The sequence below is a fragment of the Arcobacter thermotolerans genome, from assembly GCF_983172305.1.
The window spans coordinates 1-14,899 of the sequence record NZ_CFAFZJ010000001.1 but is presented as its reverse complement, the minus strand read 5'-3'; the positions used below and the strand labels follow the sequence as shown (position 1 = coordinate 14,899).

Here is a 14,899-nt window from a genome sequence, read left to right as displayed (position 1 = left end):
TATTCTAACTAAAATTTAATTAAGTGCTACTAAGTTGCATTAAAGAATAAAAAGTTTAGAATGTCAAGAAATTTGCAACCCAGTTGCATAATATATTAAATACAAAGGATAAATATGAGAAATTATTTACTAGTTTTTATGTTGTTTACAACAATTTTATTTGCTTCAAAGCAGGAGTTAACAGTTACGATTTTACCACAAAAGTATTTTGTAGAAAAAATAGTAAAAGATAAGTTTGATATTAATGTTATGGTAAAACCAGGTAGTTCTCCTCACAATTTTGAGCCAAAGGCATCTCAAATGAAATCTTTAGGTAATTCAAAAGCATATTTTATGATAGGAGAACCTAGTGAAAAAGCTTGGATTAATAGATTTAAACAAAATGCAAAAAGTACAATTTTTGTTGATACAACTATTGGAGTAGAAAAAATTGCTATGGTTGAACATACTCATCATGATGAAGAAGATGAGCACAAAAAATATAATCATTCTAATCATAAACATGAAGATAAAAATGGACACTCTCATGAAGATGATGGACTTGATCCTCATATTTGGTTAGACCCAATAAGTGTAAAAATTCAAGCAAAAAATATTTATGAAGCAATGGTTAAAATAGATGAAGAAAATAGTGATTTTTATAAAGCTAATTATGAAGAGTTTGTAAAAGAGCTAGATAATTTGGATAATGAGATAAAAAATATATTAAAACCTTATAAAGACTCTGCTTTTATGGTATTTCATCCATCTTGGGGATATTTTGCTGCAAGATATGATATTGAGCAAATATCTATTGAGATTGAAGGGAAAGAGCCAAAACCAAATGAGTTACTTCAGTTAGTAGAAGAAGCAAAAAAACATAATATAAAAATAGTATTTGTAGCACCTCAATTTTCACAAAAAAGTGCAAAAACAATTTCACAAAATGTTGGTGCAAATGTAGTATCTATAGATCCATTAAGTGATGATTGGTACAATAATATGGTTCTTGTAGCAAACGAGATTGCAAAAAGTTATAAATGATTTTAAAAAATAGAGCTTAAATTAAGCTCTATTTTAAATATTTCTTTATTCATCACTATAAACACAAACATTAAAATCTTTTACAAGTCCATCTTCTAGCACACAATGTTTATGAAAAAACTCTTTTATATAAGGTTTATTGCAGTGAAGCTCAAAAGCCTCTTTTGATTCCCAAATTTCATTAAATACTATTGGAAAGCTTTTTCCAGTTGCATTTGGATGAGTTATATGTTTTGTAACAATATATTGAATACAACCATCTTCTCTTATAGTTTGTGGTTCTAAAGATTGTAATACTTTAAATAACTCTTCATTTAAACAATCTTTTGCTTCAAATGAAGCTATACAATAAACTCTTTTTGACATAATTTTTCCTTTTTTATAAATCTAATTGCTTTATCATATGATAAAAGTTACTTCCTGAAACTTTTAGAATTTCATTATCTTGAAATCCTAATCTTTCATACAAAGCTTTTGCTTTTGGATTTTCAAAATCAACTAAAAGTGAGAGTTTTTTAAAATCTAACTCTTTTGCTTTTTGTTCAGCAAAACTAAATAACTCTTTTGCTATTCCTCTTCCTTGAAAGCTAGGAGTTACACTAACAGTATCTATATAAAATTCATCTTTAAAACACTCTTTTTCAAATGAATCTAAAAAAATATTTTTTCTTCTTAAGTGCTCAAGCATTGGCTTATCTAGTTTTTCTACATCATTTGAACTATAAGCTAGTAAAATACCAACATTTTGATTATCTATAATATAAGTATAAATATTGTTATAACTAAGCCTACAAACATCCATTTTTATATAATAATCCAAAGTTTCTAAAATTTTTTTATCTTCATTTTCACCAGTTAAAGTGTTTGCAACACTGTGAATTGCATCATAAATAAGTGTTGAAATATTATTAATATTTTTTTTATCTGCTTTTTTTATCATAATTTTCCAAAATGCGTTTTTTGTGGATTCTACTAAAGCTTAACTAACAGATAATTAATAGATTTATTTTAAAATACTTATGATTATTTAAAATTTGGAGAAAATTATTGAAGGCAATAAGAATTTTAGTTCTAGAAAGTAATGATAAATCTATATCTCAAATTATAGAGATTTTAAAAAATAATAATTTTTTAGTAGATATTTGTAGTAATAATGATGAATTTTTAGAATCTATTTATTATAACCTATATGATTTATATTTATTGAATATAAATGAAGAGAAAGCAATTCCTAGATTTCAATTAATAAAATTATTAAATGAGTGCCATGATATGACTATGAAAATGGTTATAGCTTCAATTTCAAGCATTATAAAACCATCTTTTATATCAGGTTGTGACGAGTGTGTTATAAGAAATGTAGATGAAGATGAGATAATTTTAAGAATAAAAGCACTTATTAGAAGACAATTTAAAATTTATTCAGATTATATAATTATAAAAAATAATATTAAATATGACATATTTGAAAAAAAAATATTAATAAATGATAATGAAATAATTTTAGGAGAGAAGCCATTATTAATTTTAGATTATCTGCTTAAATTTAGAGATATTTTTGTACCTATCGAAGATTTAGAAAAAGAGATATACCCAGCTTGTAGCGATAGTAAAAATGGAGTAATTCGTTTTCATATTCATAAAATTAGACAGCTTTTAGGAAACGATATTATCTTATCAAACAGAGTAAGTGGCTATAAAATAAACATATAGTCATTAAATATTACAAACGAATAATTAACACTGTATATCTAAAATATCGTTTGCATTAAGCAAATAAATATACAGGAGGATTGGGTATGTTTGATTACCCCATATTTGAAATGCCTTTTATAGGGCAAAGAATGTTAATGGCAATAAATGCAATTATTCATGTCTTTGTATCTCATGGAGGTGCAGTTGGAGGTTCAGTTGTTCTTGCTGCAATGGCTTGGTGGGCAAATAAGAAAAACGATATGCAAGCTTATAATTTAACTTATAAAGTTGTTATGGTTTTTTTTATTGTCTCTACATCCGTTGGGGCATTAACAGGTGTTGGTATGTGGATACATGCAAATATTTTGAGTCCAAATGCAATTGGTGGATTAATTAGAGTATTTTTCTGGAAATGGTTTATTGAGTGGATAGTTTTCAACTTTGAAGTTGTACTTCTTTTACTATTGTTTATGACTTGGAAAAAAAATCAAACAAGTGAAGAAGGAAGAAAGAAGACTATAAGACTAGGTGTTTATTATGCTATCTCTTCATGGTTAACAATGGTTATTATCACTGCAATTTTAGCATTTATGTTAACTCCGAACTTTGATGGACAACCTTGGGTAGACCCTGAAATTTATCCTGGAAATGTAAATTATAATAATGCTTTATTTAATCCAACTTGGTGGCCTTCTTTAGCATTTAGAACATTTACATCGATTGCATTTGCAGCCGCACTTGCTATTATGTGGACTTGGATAATTGCAACTTTTTCAAAAAATGAAGAAGATAAAGAAGCAAAAGCTAGACTTATTAAGTTTTTAGCAGGAATTATGATGATTACAGTTCCTATAAGTGCTATTTTTGGTTACTGGTATTATACAGAAATTCCTGCTGCTGCACTTTCTATGATTCCAACTGCTGTTATGACAAGAGCTTTTGAAGATAGATTTGATTTAATGTATCTAATGGCTATTGGTGTTGGTGCTTCAATTATTGTTACAACAATAATCGCTTATTTTTCACCAAAAAGAATGCCATATTTAGCAGCAAGTTTAATGGTTGCTGGATTTTTAGTTCTTTGGGGATATGAAGAAAGAGTAAGAGAGTTTATAAGAAAACCTTTTTTAATTTATAATTATATGTATTCAAATGGTATTAGAACAACAGATGTTCCATATTTAAATAAGGTTGGAATTTTAAAACATGCTATTTTCTTAGATGAAAGCAAAAAAGTTGTAAATGAAGATAAATCAAATATTTTAGAAGTTGGTAAATCTATTTATCAAATAGAGTGTCGTATCTGTCACACTGAAAATGGTATTAATGGATTAAAAGGTTTGACAACTGGTTGGTCGCATGATGCTATTAGAAATAGATTAAATAATCTTCCAGGTGGTGGGACTCCATATATGCCTCCATTTGTAGGAACTGAATCTGAAAAAGATGCGTTAGCAGCTTATATTAAATCTTTAAACACTAAAGGAGTTATAAAATGAATTGGAAATTACCATTTGATATTCCATTAATTACACCAACTTTAGGTTTACCTTTAGAGTTTTTTAGTATTTTAGGAATTATAGTTTTTGTTGTACATATTTGTTTTATTTATATGTTAATTGGAGCTTCAACTGCTTCTGTTATTTATAATATTATGGGTGTATTTAAAAAAGATTCAAACTATGATAAGTTTGCTTATAGAATGACAAACTATACAACAGTTTCAGAAAATATGGGTGCTTTATGGGGAGTTGCTCCATTGCTTGTAATCTCTGTGCTTTTTACTGGATTTTTTTATACAGCAATTTTAAAAATTAGTCCGCATATTTTACATATTATTTATGGAAATATTATTGCGTTCTTATTATCTTATGCTTATAAATTTTCTTGGCATGCTTTGCAAAATCATAAAGGTTTTCATATAGCAATTGGATTATCTACAGTATTAGCATTTTTTACATTGCCATTTATATTTATGTCAATGTCAAATCTTTATATGCAACCAGAACTTTTTGCGAGTATAAGTAATATTTGGGAAATTATGTTTACTCCAGTTACTGGATTTAGACTTTTAAACTTCTTTTTAACAGCATTTATGGCAACAGGTATTGTTATGATATTTATTGGAGCTAGATGGGTAAAAAGAGGTGATACTGAAATAGGGAAAATTTCTATCAGTCAAGGTAAAAAATGGTTTTTATTAGCAACTCCTTTAAATATAGTTGTAATGCCACTATTGCCTTTTGTATTTACTGCAAGAATTAGTGAAGCTTTAATGCATACAGGATTTATTTATTTACCTTTTATTGCTTCATTATTATTGATTGTTGCATTTTTATATGTATTAAGTAAATTTAAAGATGAGGTTGTAAGTTCTCAATCAGCATTTAGAGTAGTAGCACTTGTATTGTTATCGATTTTTTTAATGGCAACAACAAGAGAAGGTGTTAGAGTTGTTTCTTTTGCTGAACCACTTGCTCTTCAAGCTCAAGCAACTGAAGATTTTATGAATGCTTCTTTAACTGAATATGAAAAATATAAAGAAGAAATGGCAAATAAACCAGCACTTGACTTAAATGATCCAGCTGTTTTAGCCGAATCAAAAGGGTGTTTTTCTTGTCATAATGTAGATGTTAAATTAGTAGGTCCTTCATTTAAAGAAGTATCAACTAAAAATAGTGAAGTAGCTGTTTTAGTAAAAAGTATGATGAATGGAAGTGAGAATAAATACGATGTTATTCCTATGCCACCTCAAGATGTAAGTGAAGATGAAGCTAAAAAATTAGCAACTTGGATTTTAGAATTGAAAGAGGCTAAATAATGAAACTCTTTAGGCTTTTATTTTTAGTAATAGTTTTAAAAGGAGTGGCATTTGCTACTCCTTTTTTAGAAGATATTTTAAAGAAAGATAAAATAAATATAGTTGCATTTGTAACTTCTTGGTGTCCTGTTTGTCAAAAAACAAATTATTATTTAGAGTCTTTTTCAAAAAATAATAGTGATGTTTTTGTTACTTTATTTTTTGTTGATGAAGAATTGCCAAAAATATTATCTCAAACTTCAAATTTCAAAACAAATTCTATTTCTTTTGAAGATTCTAAAAAATTTGGTGTAGATAAAAGCGTTCCTTATATTTTAGTTTTTGATAAAGAACTAAAAGTAATAAAAAAATATAACTCTTTTAATGAACTACTTTTGACAAAACTTGTTAAAAATTTACAACAAGGTTTGTATGAAAATGGTACTTTACCACCAGAACAAAGGATAGATTTATGGCAAAAAAACAGGTTTTAGCACCAACTTTATTTATAACATTTTGCTTATATGTTATAACTCCTTGGCTTAGTTTTAATAATATTCATTTTTTGATGTTTAATTTTGAGTTTCATAGACTTGAGTTTTTATTTATGGCTTTTGAAGCTTCAACTCATCAACTTATTTATATTGTTATCTCTTTATTTATTGGATTGTTAGTAGGATTGAATTTTACTATTTCTAGGTTTTTTTGTGGATATTTTTGTCCCTCTTCTTTTGCTACATTTATAACTACATCTATAAAAAATCCTTTTATTCTTTTTTTTACAATTTTTCTATTTGCTTTTGTTTTAGCATTTTCAACTATTTCATATTTTACATCAGCTTCTAATTTAGTTCTAAATTTTACAAAATTTGATACAGCTTCAATTTTTGTAGGAATTTTAACAACTCTATTTACAAGTATCTTTTTAGTATTTCGTGGTTGGTATTGTTCTATTTTGTGTCCTTACTTTTTTGTAAGTGCGATTCTTCCTCAAAAAGATAAACAAACTTTTGAGTTTTTTGATAAAGAAAGTTGTATAGAGTGTAATAAATGTGTAAAAATCTGTCCTATTGATGAACTTGATATAAAAGCTGGTTTTGATATAAGATGTGTTCAATGTGGACTTTGTGAAGTTGCTTGTGAAAAAGTGATGTTAAAATTTAATAAATTATCTCTAATAAAGAAAAAATTTGAAGATAGAAATATTTTTAGAAGTTTTTCAAAAAATGGTTATATTTTTGGAATAATAGTCTTTTTATTGATGATATTTGTGATTTTTTATATTTTAGATAGCTCTTTTTTAGATAACTGCTATTTTACAAATAAAGAGTTGTATAAATAAAAAAATGGTCAATATCTTCTAATCTTAGAGATTTCTCAGTTAATTTTGTAGGAGGCTGATATCTCTTTAATAAAGTATAATATTTAATATTGACCATTTGAAGCAATTTTATATTATAAGTGTTAATTTTTTGTTTGAATAATAAATTTAAAAATAATTAAATATCTTTTAATTTCTCAAACTCTTTTTTTATCTCATCTATATTTTCTACTCCAACAGATATTCTAAGAAGATTTATAGGAAGATTTATTTTTTCTAAAAACTCTTTACCCTCTTTACTTACTATTAAATCATAGTGTGCTAAATATGTATAGGGCATAAGAAGTGTAAATTCAGTTCCAAGGCTTGGACCTTTTGGAAAGTTTAAATTATCATAAACTTTCTGAAAATCTTTTTTAAAGGTGATTGATATTATTCCACATAGACTATTTTCATCAATCATAAGTTTTTCATAATTCTCTTTATATTTTGGACTTAAACAGTAAAAAATTTCATCTATATAAGATGATTTTTGAAAATATTCGACTAATTTTTTTGTATTTGAAGATATTTTTTTAACTCTAGTTTTATAACCTTGTATCTCTAAAGCCAATCTTTGAATATCTTTTATATATGGTTCATCACAGTGTTTAAAAAACTCTTGTGAAATATGTGAGATTTTTGAGTTTTTATTTAAAATAATTGCACCCATTAAAACATCTGCATTTCCACAAGCAAATTTTGTCAATGATTCAACATAAATATCAGCATAAGAGTTTAAATTAAGATTATATGGTGTTGCAAAAGTAGAGTCTATAACCAAAGGAATATTATAAAATTTACAAAGATTTTTAAGTTTTTCTAAATCAACTGTTTGCACAAGTGGATTTGTAGGAATTTCTGTAACTATTGCTGAAACTTTTAATCCATTCTCTTTTAAAAAATTCTCCAAGTTATCAAGATTTGTAATATCATAAAATATTTTACTCTCTTCAAAATAGTGATTTACAATATTCATAGTATCAAGATATAGCCATCCTAGTTGAACTAAAATAGTTCTTCCATTTTTTGCTTGAATATTCTTAATTCCTTTTAGAACACAATACATTGCATTCATTCCTGAAGGAGTTAAAGATATGTTTTTCTGGGGTTGATTATAGGCATTTGATAAAGTTGAAACTACTATATCTTTTGCTTTTGTTTTCTCTTCTAGCTCTTCTTTGTGAATATTTGAAATGATTCCTAGATTATATAAATAATCTTCAGCTAATCTTGAAGATAAATTGTACCCAACATGTTGAATAAATTTTAAAACTTTTTGGTACTGTCTTCCTTTTAAAACCATAATTACACCAAAATCTTCATCAATATCTATTGGATTATTTATATAAAATCTAGAGCTTACAACTTTTACTGCCTTTTTGCTGCTAAGAAGAATAAGTTCATAATTATCACTAACTTTATATTTTGATTTTAAATAAATTGCTAGTTTTTTAAGATAAGGATGAACTATAAATCTAGGATATGCAACTGTTATTTTTTCTAAAATCTCTGGTGTTTGTTCTTCATAATCAATTACATCTTGAAGTGTTGGCATAGATGTAGAAACTGCATGAATATTATTTACTGGTAAAGTCTCACCACAAGAGATTGGTTTAAAAATAGACTCTTTTATCATTTTATAGCTTCTAATAAATCCTCTTTTAAATCTTTTAAATCTTCAAATCCAATAGAAAATCGTACTGTACTATCAGATATTCCAATTGCCTTTAATTCCTCTTTTGAAAAAGATGCATGAGATATTTTAGAAGGTATTTCAACTCTACTATCAGCACTTCCAAAAGAGCATTTTTCTCCAAATATTTTTGCATTTTCTATAAATTTTTCTGCTAATTCTACACTTTTAAAATCAGCACAAAAAACGCTAGGAATTATTTTCATCTGTTTTTTTGCTAAAGCTCTTTGTGGATGTGATTTAAGTGCTGGAAATGTAACTTTTTCTATAAAATCTTGTTTTTCAAGCCATTTAGCAAATTTTTTTGCTAATTTTTCGCTTGCTTTCATTCTAACTTTTAGGCTACTAATTCCAAGTGATATTAGATGTACATCAAGAGGATTTTGGTTTCTTCCTAAAGCATTTGAGTAGTAGTGAAGTTTTTCTGAGTTCTCTTTAGTTTTTGCAACAATAGCACCTGCAATTACACTTCCGTGACCACTTATAAATTTAGTTGTAGAAAATAGTGAAAAATCAGCTCCTAAATCAAGAGGTTTTTGACTAATAAAAGTTGCAAGTGAGTTATCAACTGCGAAAAGAGAATTGTGTGCTTTACAAAGTTTAGATATTTCTTTTAAATCTATTATTTTTAAGCCTGGATTTGTAGGACTTTCACAAAGAACCAAATCTATATTATTAGTTTTTAAAATATGTTCAACCATATTTAAATCTGTAAAATCTGTAAAGTTTACATTAATATTATATTTTTCTTTAAAAACTTTTAAAAGCCTAAATGTTCCACCATAACAATCAGCTTCAACTAAAATAGATGAATTTGCTTTTAAAACAGTTTCAAAAAGAAGTGAAACAGCTGCTATTCCTGTGTGAGTACAAACAGCTCCATATCCATTTTCAGCAAAAGCAAAAAAGTTTTCAAGTGTAGCTCTTGTAGGATTATCGCTTCTTGTATAATCATATATTTTATCGCCATTTTGGTTTTTTAAATCAAAAGTTGCTGTGTTGTATATTGGAAAGTGTGAAGAGTTTGTAGGCTCTTTAAAAGGTGCAAAATCTTTTAAATGACAAAGCATAGTTTCTAAACTTTTATTCATAAAAATCCTTAAATTGGCTAATTTTTGGGAAATTGTACCCAAATAAATTTAATCTTATTTGATACAAAAATTTGCTATAAATTTATATGAAATTTTATTTATATAAAAGGATAAGAGATGCTTAGAAGTATATTATTATTAATATTTATAATATTTTTTCAAGGATGTGCAACTTGGAGTGGAGTAAAACAAGATAGTAAAACAGCTTGGCAAGCTACAAAAGATACAACAACTGAAGTTGTAAAAGATGTAAAAAAATCAATTCACGAAGCAACGGAGGATTAAATACTATTCGACTTCTCTAACTCTTAAAAATGAAGCGAATTTTGGTTTACCATTTTTTGTTAAACCATAATATTTGAAAGTTACAAACTGTCCAATTTTTGGTGGATTTAATCTATCTTCTTTTTTAAATCCACCACCTAAATTAAAGACAGTTTTATTTTTTAATTCTATTTTTAAACTTTTAAATGAACCATCTTTATTAAAATTATGTGCAATGACTTTCCCCTCATCATCAAGAAACTCTTTTACTTTTAAAGAGTTATTCGTTCTTCCCGTTTCATAAGATAAATTTGGATTTTTTATAATCACTCCTTCTGCACCATTTTCTAATAGTTCTTTTAAAAATTTATTTAAATGATTTTTATCTTTGCAAACTATTTGAGGAATAATTTTTATATATCTATTTGGATTTTTTTTTAAATAATTTTCTAAAAAATCAAGTCTAGTTTTAAAATTTCCATTTGCATTTGGAATTTCAAAAATATTGTAAGTTATATTTTCCCAATCTTTTGACTCTTGTTGACTTAAAACAATACTTTGAATATTTTCAAAATCACCTCTTTTTGTCCATAATTCACCATCTAAAGGAAATGGTGGAAAATCTTTTGTAAACCAAGATGGAGCAAATATTTTATTTTTATTTTTAGAAAATAACTCTTTCCCATCCCAATATGCTCTAATACCATCTAATTTTTCACTCATATACCAATTTGCAACATCAATAGAATCTTCATAAGTTGAAGGTTTTTGTAAATTTAATGCAAAAGCAAAATTTATAAAAAGAAAAAGTGTTAACAAAACTTTTATAAAATTGTTAAATAGTTTGATTTTAAACTGTATCATAATTTTATTTTAGCTAAAATAATTCGATTTTCAATATAAAAGGGAAAACTTTGAGTAAAGATATTTTAACAGATGATGAAAAAAAGCTTTTAATAGACTCTATAAGAACAGTTGAGGATTTTCCAAAACCAGGTATTAGCTTTAAAGACATTACAACACTTTTAAATAATAAAGATGCATTTGAACTACTTATGAACCATCTTGAATATAGATATAAAAAATATAATTTAGATTTTATAGCAGGAATTGAAGCAAGAGGATTTTTATTTGGAGCAGCTCTTGCTTCAAGACTTAAAATTGGTTTTGTACCAATAAGAAAAAAAGGGAAACTCCCTAGTACAACTTTATGTGAAAAGTATGAACTTGAGTATGGATTTGATGAGGTTGAAGTTCATTTTGATGCTTTTAGAGATATAAAAAAACCAAAAGTTCTTTTAATAGATGATTTAGTTGTAAGTGGTGGAACAGCAGTTGCAGCTGCTAATTTAATAGAAAAATTAGATGCCTCTTTAGTTGAAGCTTGTTTTATTTTGAATTTTTCTATATTGCCTGGAAAAGCCAAACTTGAAAAGAAAACTCCTGTTTATGCGGTGCTAGAAATATGAGTAACTATATCCCAAAAAAAAGTATATTTGATCCAAATTCAAATGGAGAGTTTGGTGTTGGTGGTGAGTTTGGAATTTTTGGAGGACAATATGTTCCTGAAACATTGATGCCTATTTTAAAAGAGCTTGAAGCTACTTATAGTAAATATAGATTTGATAAAGAGTTTTGGGCTGAGGTAAACTACTACTTAAAAGATTATGTTGGACGTGAAAATCCACTATATTTTGCAAAAAATATAAGTGATGAGCTTGGAGCAAAAATCTATTTAAAAAGAGAAGATTTAAATCACACAGGTGCTCATAAAGTAAACAATGTTATTGCTCAAGGATTACTAGCAAAAAAAATGGGGAAAACAAAAGTAATAGCTGAAACAGGAGCTGGACAACATGGAGTTGCAACTGCAACAATCGCAGCTTTGCTTGGACTTGAGTGTACTGTTTTTATGGGTGCAAAAGATGTACAAAGACAAGAGTTAAATGTATTTAGAATGAAACTTTTAGGTGCTAAAGTTGTTGCAGTAGAAAGTGGAAGTAAAACTTTAAAAGATGCAATGAATGATGCTATTAGATATTGGGTTACAAATGCAAGAGATACTTTTTATATAATTGGAACAGTTGCAGGTCCTCATCCATATCCTATGATGGTGCGAGATTTTCAAGCAATTATTGGTTACGAATCAAGAAAACAAATACTTGAAAAAGAGAATAGACTTCCTGATTATGTAGTTGCATGTATTGGTGGAGGATCAAACTCAATTGGTATGTTTTCTCATTTTTTAGAAGATAAAAGTGTTACTTGTGTTGGAATTGAAGCAGGGGGATTAGGACTTGATACGCCTAAACATGGAAGTTGTTTAGCAAAAGGAACTCCTGGAATTTTACATGGACAGTGTTCATATTTACTTCAAGATGAAGATGGACAAGTTTTAGAAGCCCATAGTATTAGTGCTGGTCTTGATTATCCAGGAGTTGGACCAGAACATAGTTTTCATAAAGATAATAAAACAGTTACATATGATAATATAACTGATAAAGAAGCCCTTGATGCATTTGTTTGGTTAAGTCAAAAAGAGGGAATTATTCCAGCATTTGAATCAGCTCATGCAATTGCATATTTGAAAAAAGCAAAAGATAAATTGAAAGATAAATTAGTAATAGTTTGTCTATCAGGTAGAGGTGATAAAGATATGATACAGGCAAAAAGCCTACTAAATTTTGAATAAGGATAAAAATGAGAGAACTTTTTAGGAAAATTCAGCCATATACAGGAAAGATTTTTGCAGTCGGATTGATAACATTTTTATCTTTTCTTTTTTATAATCTATACAATGCTCCTGTTGATGGGTTTGAAGAGAAATTTATTTATCTTTTAAAACAGTATGGTTATGCGATACTTTTTGTATGGAGTATGCTAGAAGGTGAGATGGGTTTAATTATGGCTGGTCTTATGGCTCATGATGGCTCTATGAATCTATTTTTAGCTATTTTTATTGCAGGTCTTGGTGGATTTGCCGGAGATCAAGTATATTTTTATATTGGTAGATTCAATAAAGAGGGAGTTTTAAAAAGATTAAGAGGACAAAGAAGAAAATTTGCATTTGCCCATTTACTTTTAAAAAAACATGGTTGGCCAATAATTTTTACTCAAAGATATATGTATGGTATGCGAACAATTATTCCAATTTCTATAGGACTTACAAGATATGATGCAAGAAAATTTGCATTTATAAATTTAATAAGTGCTTGGTGTTGGGCTGCTATTACAATCGTTCCTGTTTGGTATTTTGGAAATCAGATTATGGTTGTTTTACACTGGGCAAAAGAGCACTGGTATTTAGCAATTCCAATAGCAGCTATTTTTGGTGGAGGAATTATATATTATTTTAACAAAGCAACAAAAAAAATTGAAAAAAGGGTAATGGATGAAAATTAATATTTTAGAAATATCAAAAAATAAAGATTTTGATTTAGAGATAGTTTTAGTAAATAATTTAAATCAAATTGAGTATGAAAAGGATAGAGAGATTTTAGAAAATCTTGAGTTTAAAGTAAAAGATGAAACAGCAGTTTTATTGGTACAAAGTAAAAAAATATATGCTTCTTTTGAAGAGTTTACATACGATAGTTTAGCAATTGCAATGGCAACTGCAATTAAGAGATTTAACTCAACAAAATATAAGAGTGTAAAACTTTTATTAAATAATAGTTTAAAAGATAATTTTAAAGCTTTAGTTGAAGGGGCAATTTTAGGTTCATATTCATTTGATAATTATAAAAGTGAAAAAAGTAATAAAAAACAGGAGTTAGCTTTTGTTGTTGATGATAAAGATTCTCAATTAACTACTATTTTAAAAGAGTCTCAAACTATTTGTGAGGCAGTAAATAGTGCAAGAGATATTGTAAACACTGCTCCTGCTGATTTTACACCAAAAAGTTTTGTAAAAGAGGCACAAAATATTGCAAAAGAGTTTGAACTTGATTGTGAAATTTTAGGTGAAAAAGATTTAGAAAAGCAAAAAATGATGTCAATGCATAGTGTGGGACGTGCTTCTATTCATGAATCACAACTAATACATCTTAAATATAAACCTAAAAAAGCTATTAAAAAAGTTGTACTTGTTGGAAAAGGTTTAACTTATGATAGTGGTGGATTATCTTTAAAACCAGCTGATTTTATGATTACTATGAAAGCTGATAAATCAGGTGGAGTTGCTGTTTTAAATACTATAAAAGTTATTGCAAAATTAAAATTACCTATTGAAGTTCATGCAATTATTGGTGCTGTTGAAAATATGGTTGGTGGAAATGCTTATAAGCCAGATGATATTTTAAGAGCTAAAAATGGTAAAACTATAGAAGTAAGAAATACAGATGCAGAAGGAAGATTAGTTCTTGCAGATTGTTTATGTTATGCTCAAGATGAGATTAAAAATATAGACTATCTTTTAGATTTTGCAACTTTAACTGGTGCTTGTGTTGTTGGACTTGGTGAATATACAACAGGAATTATGGGAAATAGTGAAGAGCTTAAACATCAAGCTTTAGTATCAGCACAAAATTCTGGAGAGTATGCTACAAAACTTGATTTTAATAGATATTTAAAAAAATGTATAAAATCAGAAATAGCAGATGTTTGTAATATCTCAAATACAAGATACGGTGGAGCTATAACTGCTGGAATGTTTTTAGATAATTTTATATATGAAGAGAATAAAAACAGATGGATACATTTCGATATAGCTGGACCTGCATTTGTAGAAAAAGCTTGGGGATATAATCCATACGGTGCAAGTGGAACAGGTGTTAGAATGGCTGTTCAATTTATAAAAGACTTAATAAAATTATAATTTATATAGTTAAATAAAAGTTGGTATTTTATACCAACTTTTAGAGACCGTTAAATATTTCGTGTCAAAGTAATTCTGATAGGAGAAATCCTATCACACCAGAACTTAAATTTTAAGTTCACTATCTAATCTTCCTTCAAAAAATATTGCCAGT

General features: G+C 27.3%; 16 protein-coding genes. 11 read left to right on the top strand and 5 right to left on the bottom strand.

From position 1 onward, the window contains the following. Positions 1-114 precede the first annotated feature (114 nt). Positions 115-1,023 carry a metal ABC transporter solute-binding protein, Zn/Mn family gene (locus AC5LG6_RS00080; protein ID WP_498585384.1) on the top strand — a complete coding sequence of 303 codons (909 nt, stop codon included), beginning with the start codon at positions 115-117 and terminating at the stop codon, positions 1,021-1,023. A 45-nt stretch (positions 1,024-1,068) separates the two neighbouring features. On the opposite strand, the gene AC5LG6_RS00075 is transcribed toward AC5LG6_RS00080, so the two are convergent. Continuing rightward, positions 1,069-1,389 (bottom strand): putative quinol monooxygenase, encoded by a 321-nt coding sequence (locus AC5LG6_RS00075; protein ID WP_141046246.1) that lies wholly within the window; start codon positions 1,387-1,389, stop codon positions 1,069-1,071. Positions 1,390-1,402: 13 nt separating this feature from the next. Continuing rightward, a complete protein-coding gene (locus tag AC5LG6_RS00070) occupies positions 1,403-1,963 on the bottom strand; it encodes a GNAT family N-acetyltransferase (RefSeq protein WP_498585383.1) in 561 nt (186 codons plus the stop codon). Positions 1,964-2,070: 107 nt separating this feature from the next. Between AC5LG6_RS00070 and AC5LG6_RS00065 the strand changes: the two genes are divergently transcribed. From AC5LG6_RS00065 to AC5LG6_RS00045, 5 genes are all read left to right on the top strand, one after another. Continuing rightward, positions 2,071-2,736 carry a response regulator transcription factor gene (locus AC5LG6_RS00065; RefSeq protein WP_066164316.1) on the top strand — a complete coding sequence of 222 codons (666 nt, stop codon included), beginning with the start codon at positions 2,071-2,073 and terminating at the stop codon, positions 2,734-2,736. Positions 2,737-2,822: 86 nt separating this feature from the next. Then, positions 2,823-4,217 (top strand): c-type cytochrome, encoded by a 1,395-nt coding sequence (locus AC5LG6_RS00060; protein WP_260967572.1) that lies wholly within the window; start codon positions 2,823-2,825, stop codon positions 4,215-4,217. Further along, the gene (locus AC5LG6_RS00055) at positions 4,214-5,539 is read left to right on the top strand and encodes a c-type cytochrome (protein WP_498585382.1); all 1,326 of its coding nucleotides are present in this window, start codon (positions 4,214-4,216) and stop codon (positions 5,537-5,539) included. Before AC5LG6_RS00060 ends, AC5LG6_RS00055 begins: the two co-directional genes overlap by 4 nt. Beyond that, on the top strand, positions 5,539-6,012 hold the full coding sequence (locus AC5LG6_RS00050; protein ID WP_390839444.1) for a TlpA family protein disulfide reductase: 474 nt from the start codon (positions 5,539-5,541) through the stop codon (positions 6,010-6,012). The genes AC5LG6_RS00055 and AC5LG6_RS00050 overlap by 1 nt, the downstream gene beginning before the upstream one ends. Then, positions 5,991-6,860: a 4Fe-4S binding protein gene (locus AC5LG6_RS00045; protein ID WP_498585381.1), complete on the top strand. Its 870-nt coding sequence runs from the start codon at positions 5,991-5,993 to the stop codon at positions 6,858-6,860. Before AC5LG6_RS00050 ends, AC5LG6_RS00045 begins: the two co-directional genes overlap by 22 nt. A 157-nt stretch (positions 6,861-7,017) precedes the next feature. On the opposite strand, the gene AC5LG6_RS00040 is transcribed toward AC5LG6_RS00045, so the two are convergent. Both AC5LG6_RS00040 and AC5LG6_RS00035 read right to left on the bottom strand, forming a co-directional pair. After that, positions 7,018-8,517: a PLP-dependent transferase gene (locus AC5LG6_RS00040; RefSeq protein ID WP_498585380.1), complete on the bottom strand. Its 1,500-nt coding sequence runs from the start codon at positions 8,515-8,517 to the stop codon at positions 7,018-7,020. Beyond that, positions 8,514-9,665 (bottom strand): trans-sulfuration enzyme family protein, encoded by a 1,152-nt coding sequence (locus tag AC5LG6_RS00035; protein WP_081560292.1) that lies wholly within the window; start codon positions 9,663-9,665, stop codon positions 8,514-8,516. Before AC5LG6_RS00035 ends, AC5LG6_RS00040 begins: the two co-directional genes overlap by 4 nt. Before the next feature lie 117 nt (positions 9,666-9,782). Between AC5LG6_RS00035 and AC5LG6_RS00030 the strand changes: the two genes are divergently transcribed. Further along, positions 9,783-9,950, top strand: a complete 168-nt coding sequence (locus AC5LG6_RS00030; RefSeq protein ID WP_164071317.1) for a hypothetical protein — start codon at positions 9,783-9,785, stop codon at positions 9,948-9,950. Positions 9,951-9,953: 3 nt separating this feature from the next. Here AC5LG6_RS00030 and AC5LG6_RS00025 read toward each other — a convergent pair whose 3' ends face one another. Continuing rightward, positions 9,954-10,793: a DNA ligase gene (locus tag AC5LG6_RS00025; protein ID WP_498585379.1), complete on the bottom strand. Its 840-nt coding sequence runs from the start codon at positions 10,791-10,793 to the stop codon at positions 9,954-9,956. Positions 10,794-10,843: 50 nt separating this feature from the next. Between AC5LG6_RS00025 and apt the strand changes: the two genes are divergently transcribed. From apt to AC5LG6_RS00005, 4 genes are read left to right on the top strand one after another with little or no spacing between them, the layout of a single operon-like run. Further along, positions 10,844-11,398, top strand: a complete 555-nt coding sequence (gene apt / locus AC5LG6_RS00020; protein WP_498585378.1) for an adenine phosphoribosyltransferase — start codon at positions 10,844-10,846, stop codon at positions 11,396-11,398. Continuing rightward, a complete protein-coding gene (gene trpB / locus AC5LG6_RS00015) occupies positions 11,395-12,621 on the top strand; it encodes a tryptophan synthase subunit beta (RefSeq protein ID WP_066218886.1) in 1,227 nt (408 codons plus the stop codon). The genes apt and trpB overlap by 4 nt, the downstream gene beginning before the upstream one ends. 8 nt (positions 12,622-12,629) lie before the next feature. Further along, positions 12,630-13,331, top strand: coding sequence for a DedA family protein (locus AC5LG6_RS00010; protein ID WP_498585377.1), 702 nt, complete (start codon positions 12,630-12,632; stop codon positions 13,329-13,331). Next, positions 13,321-14,745, top strand: coding sequence for a leucyl aminopeptidase (locus AC5LG6_RS00005; protein WP_498585376.1), 1,425 nt, complete (start codon positions 13,321-13,323; stop codon positions 14,743-14,745). The genes AC5LG6_RS00010 and AC5LG6_RS00005 overlap by 11 nt, the downstream gene beginning before the upstream one ends. Positions 14,746-14,899: the final 154 nt, after the last annotated feature.

Coding starts and splice junctions, on each gene's coding strand:
- AC5LG6_RS00080 (WP_498585384.1), top strand. CDS start 115: ATGAGAAATTATTTACTAGTTTTTATGTTGTTTACAACAATTTTATTT.
- AC5LG6_RS00075 (WP_141046246.1), bottom strand. CDS start 1,389: ATGTCAAAAAGAGTTTATTGTATAGCTTCATTTGAAGCAAAAGATTGT.
- AC5LG6_RS00070 (WP_498585383.1), bottom strand. CDS start 1,963: ATGATAAAAAAAGCAGATAAAAAAAATATTAATAATATTTCAACACTT.
- AC5LG6_RS00060 (WP_260967572.1), top strand. CDS start 2,823: ATGTTTGATTACCCCATATTTGAAATGCCTTTTATAGGGCAAAGAATG.
- AC5LG6_RS00055 (WP_498585382.1), top strand. CDS start 4,214: ATGAATTGGAAATTACCATTTGATATTCCATTAATTACACCAACTTTA.
- AC5LG6_RS00050 (WP_390839444.1), top strand. CDS start 5,539: ATGAAACTCTTTAGGCTTTTATTTTTAGTAATAGTTTTAAAAGGAGTG.
- AC5LG6_RS00045 (WP_498585381.1), top strand. CDS start 5,991: ATGGCAAAAAAACAGGTTTTAGCACCAACTTTATTTATAACATTTTGC.
- AC5LG6_RS00040 (WP_498585380.1), bottom strand. CDS start 8,517: ATGATAAAAGAGTCTATTTTTAAACCAATCTCTTGTGGTGAGACTTTA.
- AC5LG6_RS00035 (WP_081560292.1), bottom strand. CDS start 9,665: ATGAATAAAAGTTTAGAAACTATGCTTTGTCATTTAAAAGATTTTGCA.
- AC5LG6_RS00030 (WP_164071317.1), top strand. CDS start 9,783: ATGCTTAGAAGTATATTATTATTAATATTTATAATATTTTTTCAAGGA.
- AC5LG6_RS00025 (WP_498585379.1), bottom strand. CDS start 10,793: ATGATACAGTTTAAAATCAAACTATTTAACAATTTTATAAAAGTTTTG.
- trpB (WP_066218886.1), top strand. CDS start 11,395: ATGAGTAACTATATCCCAAAAAAAAGTATATTTGATCCAAATTCAAAT.
- AC5LG6_RS00010 (WP_498585377.1), top strand. CDS start 12,630: ATGAGAGAACTTTTTAGGAAAATTCAGCCATATACAGGAAAGATTTTT.
- AC5LG6_RS00005 (WP_498585376.1), top strand. CDS start 13,321: ATGAAAATTAATATTTTAGAAATATCAAAAAATAAAGATTTTGATTTA.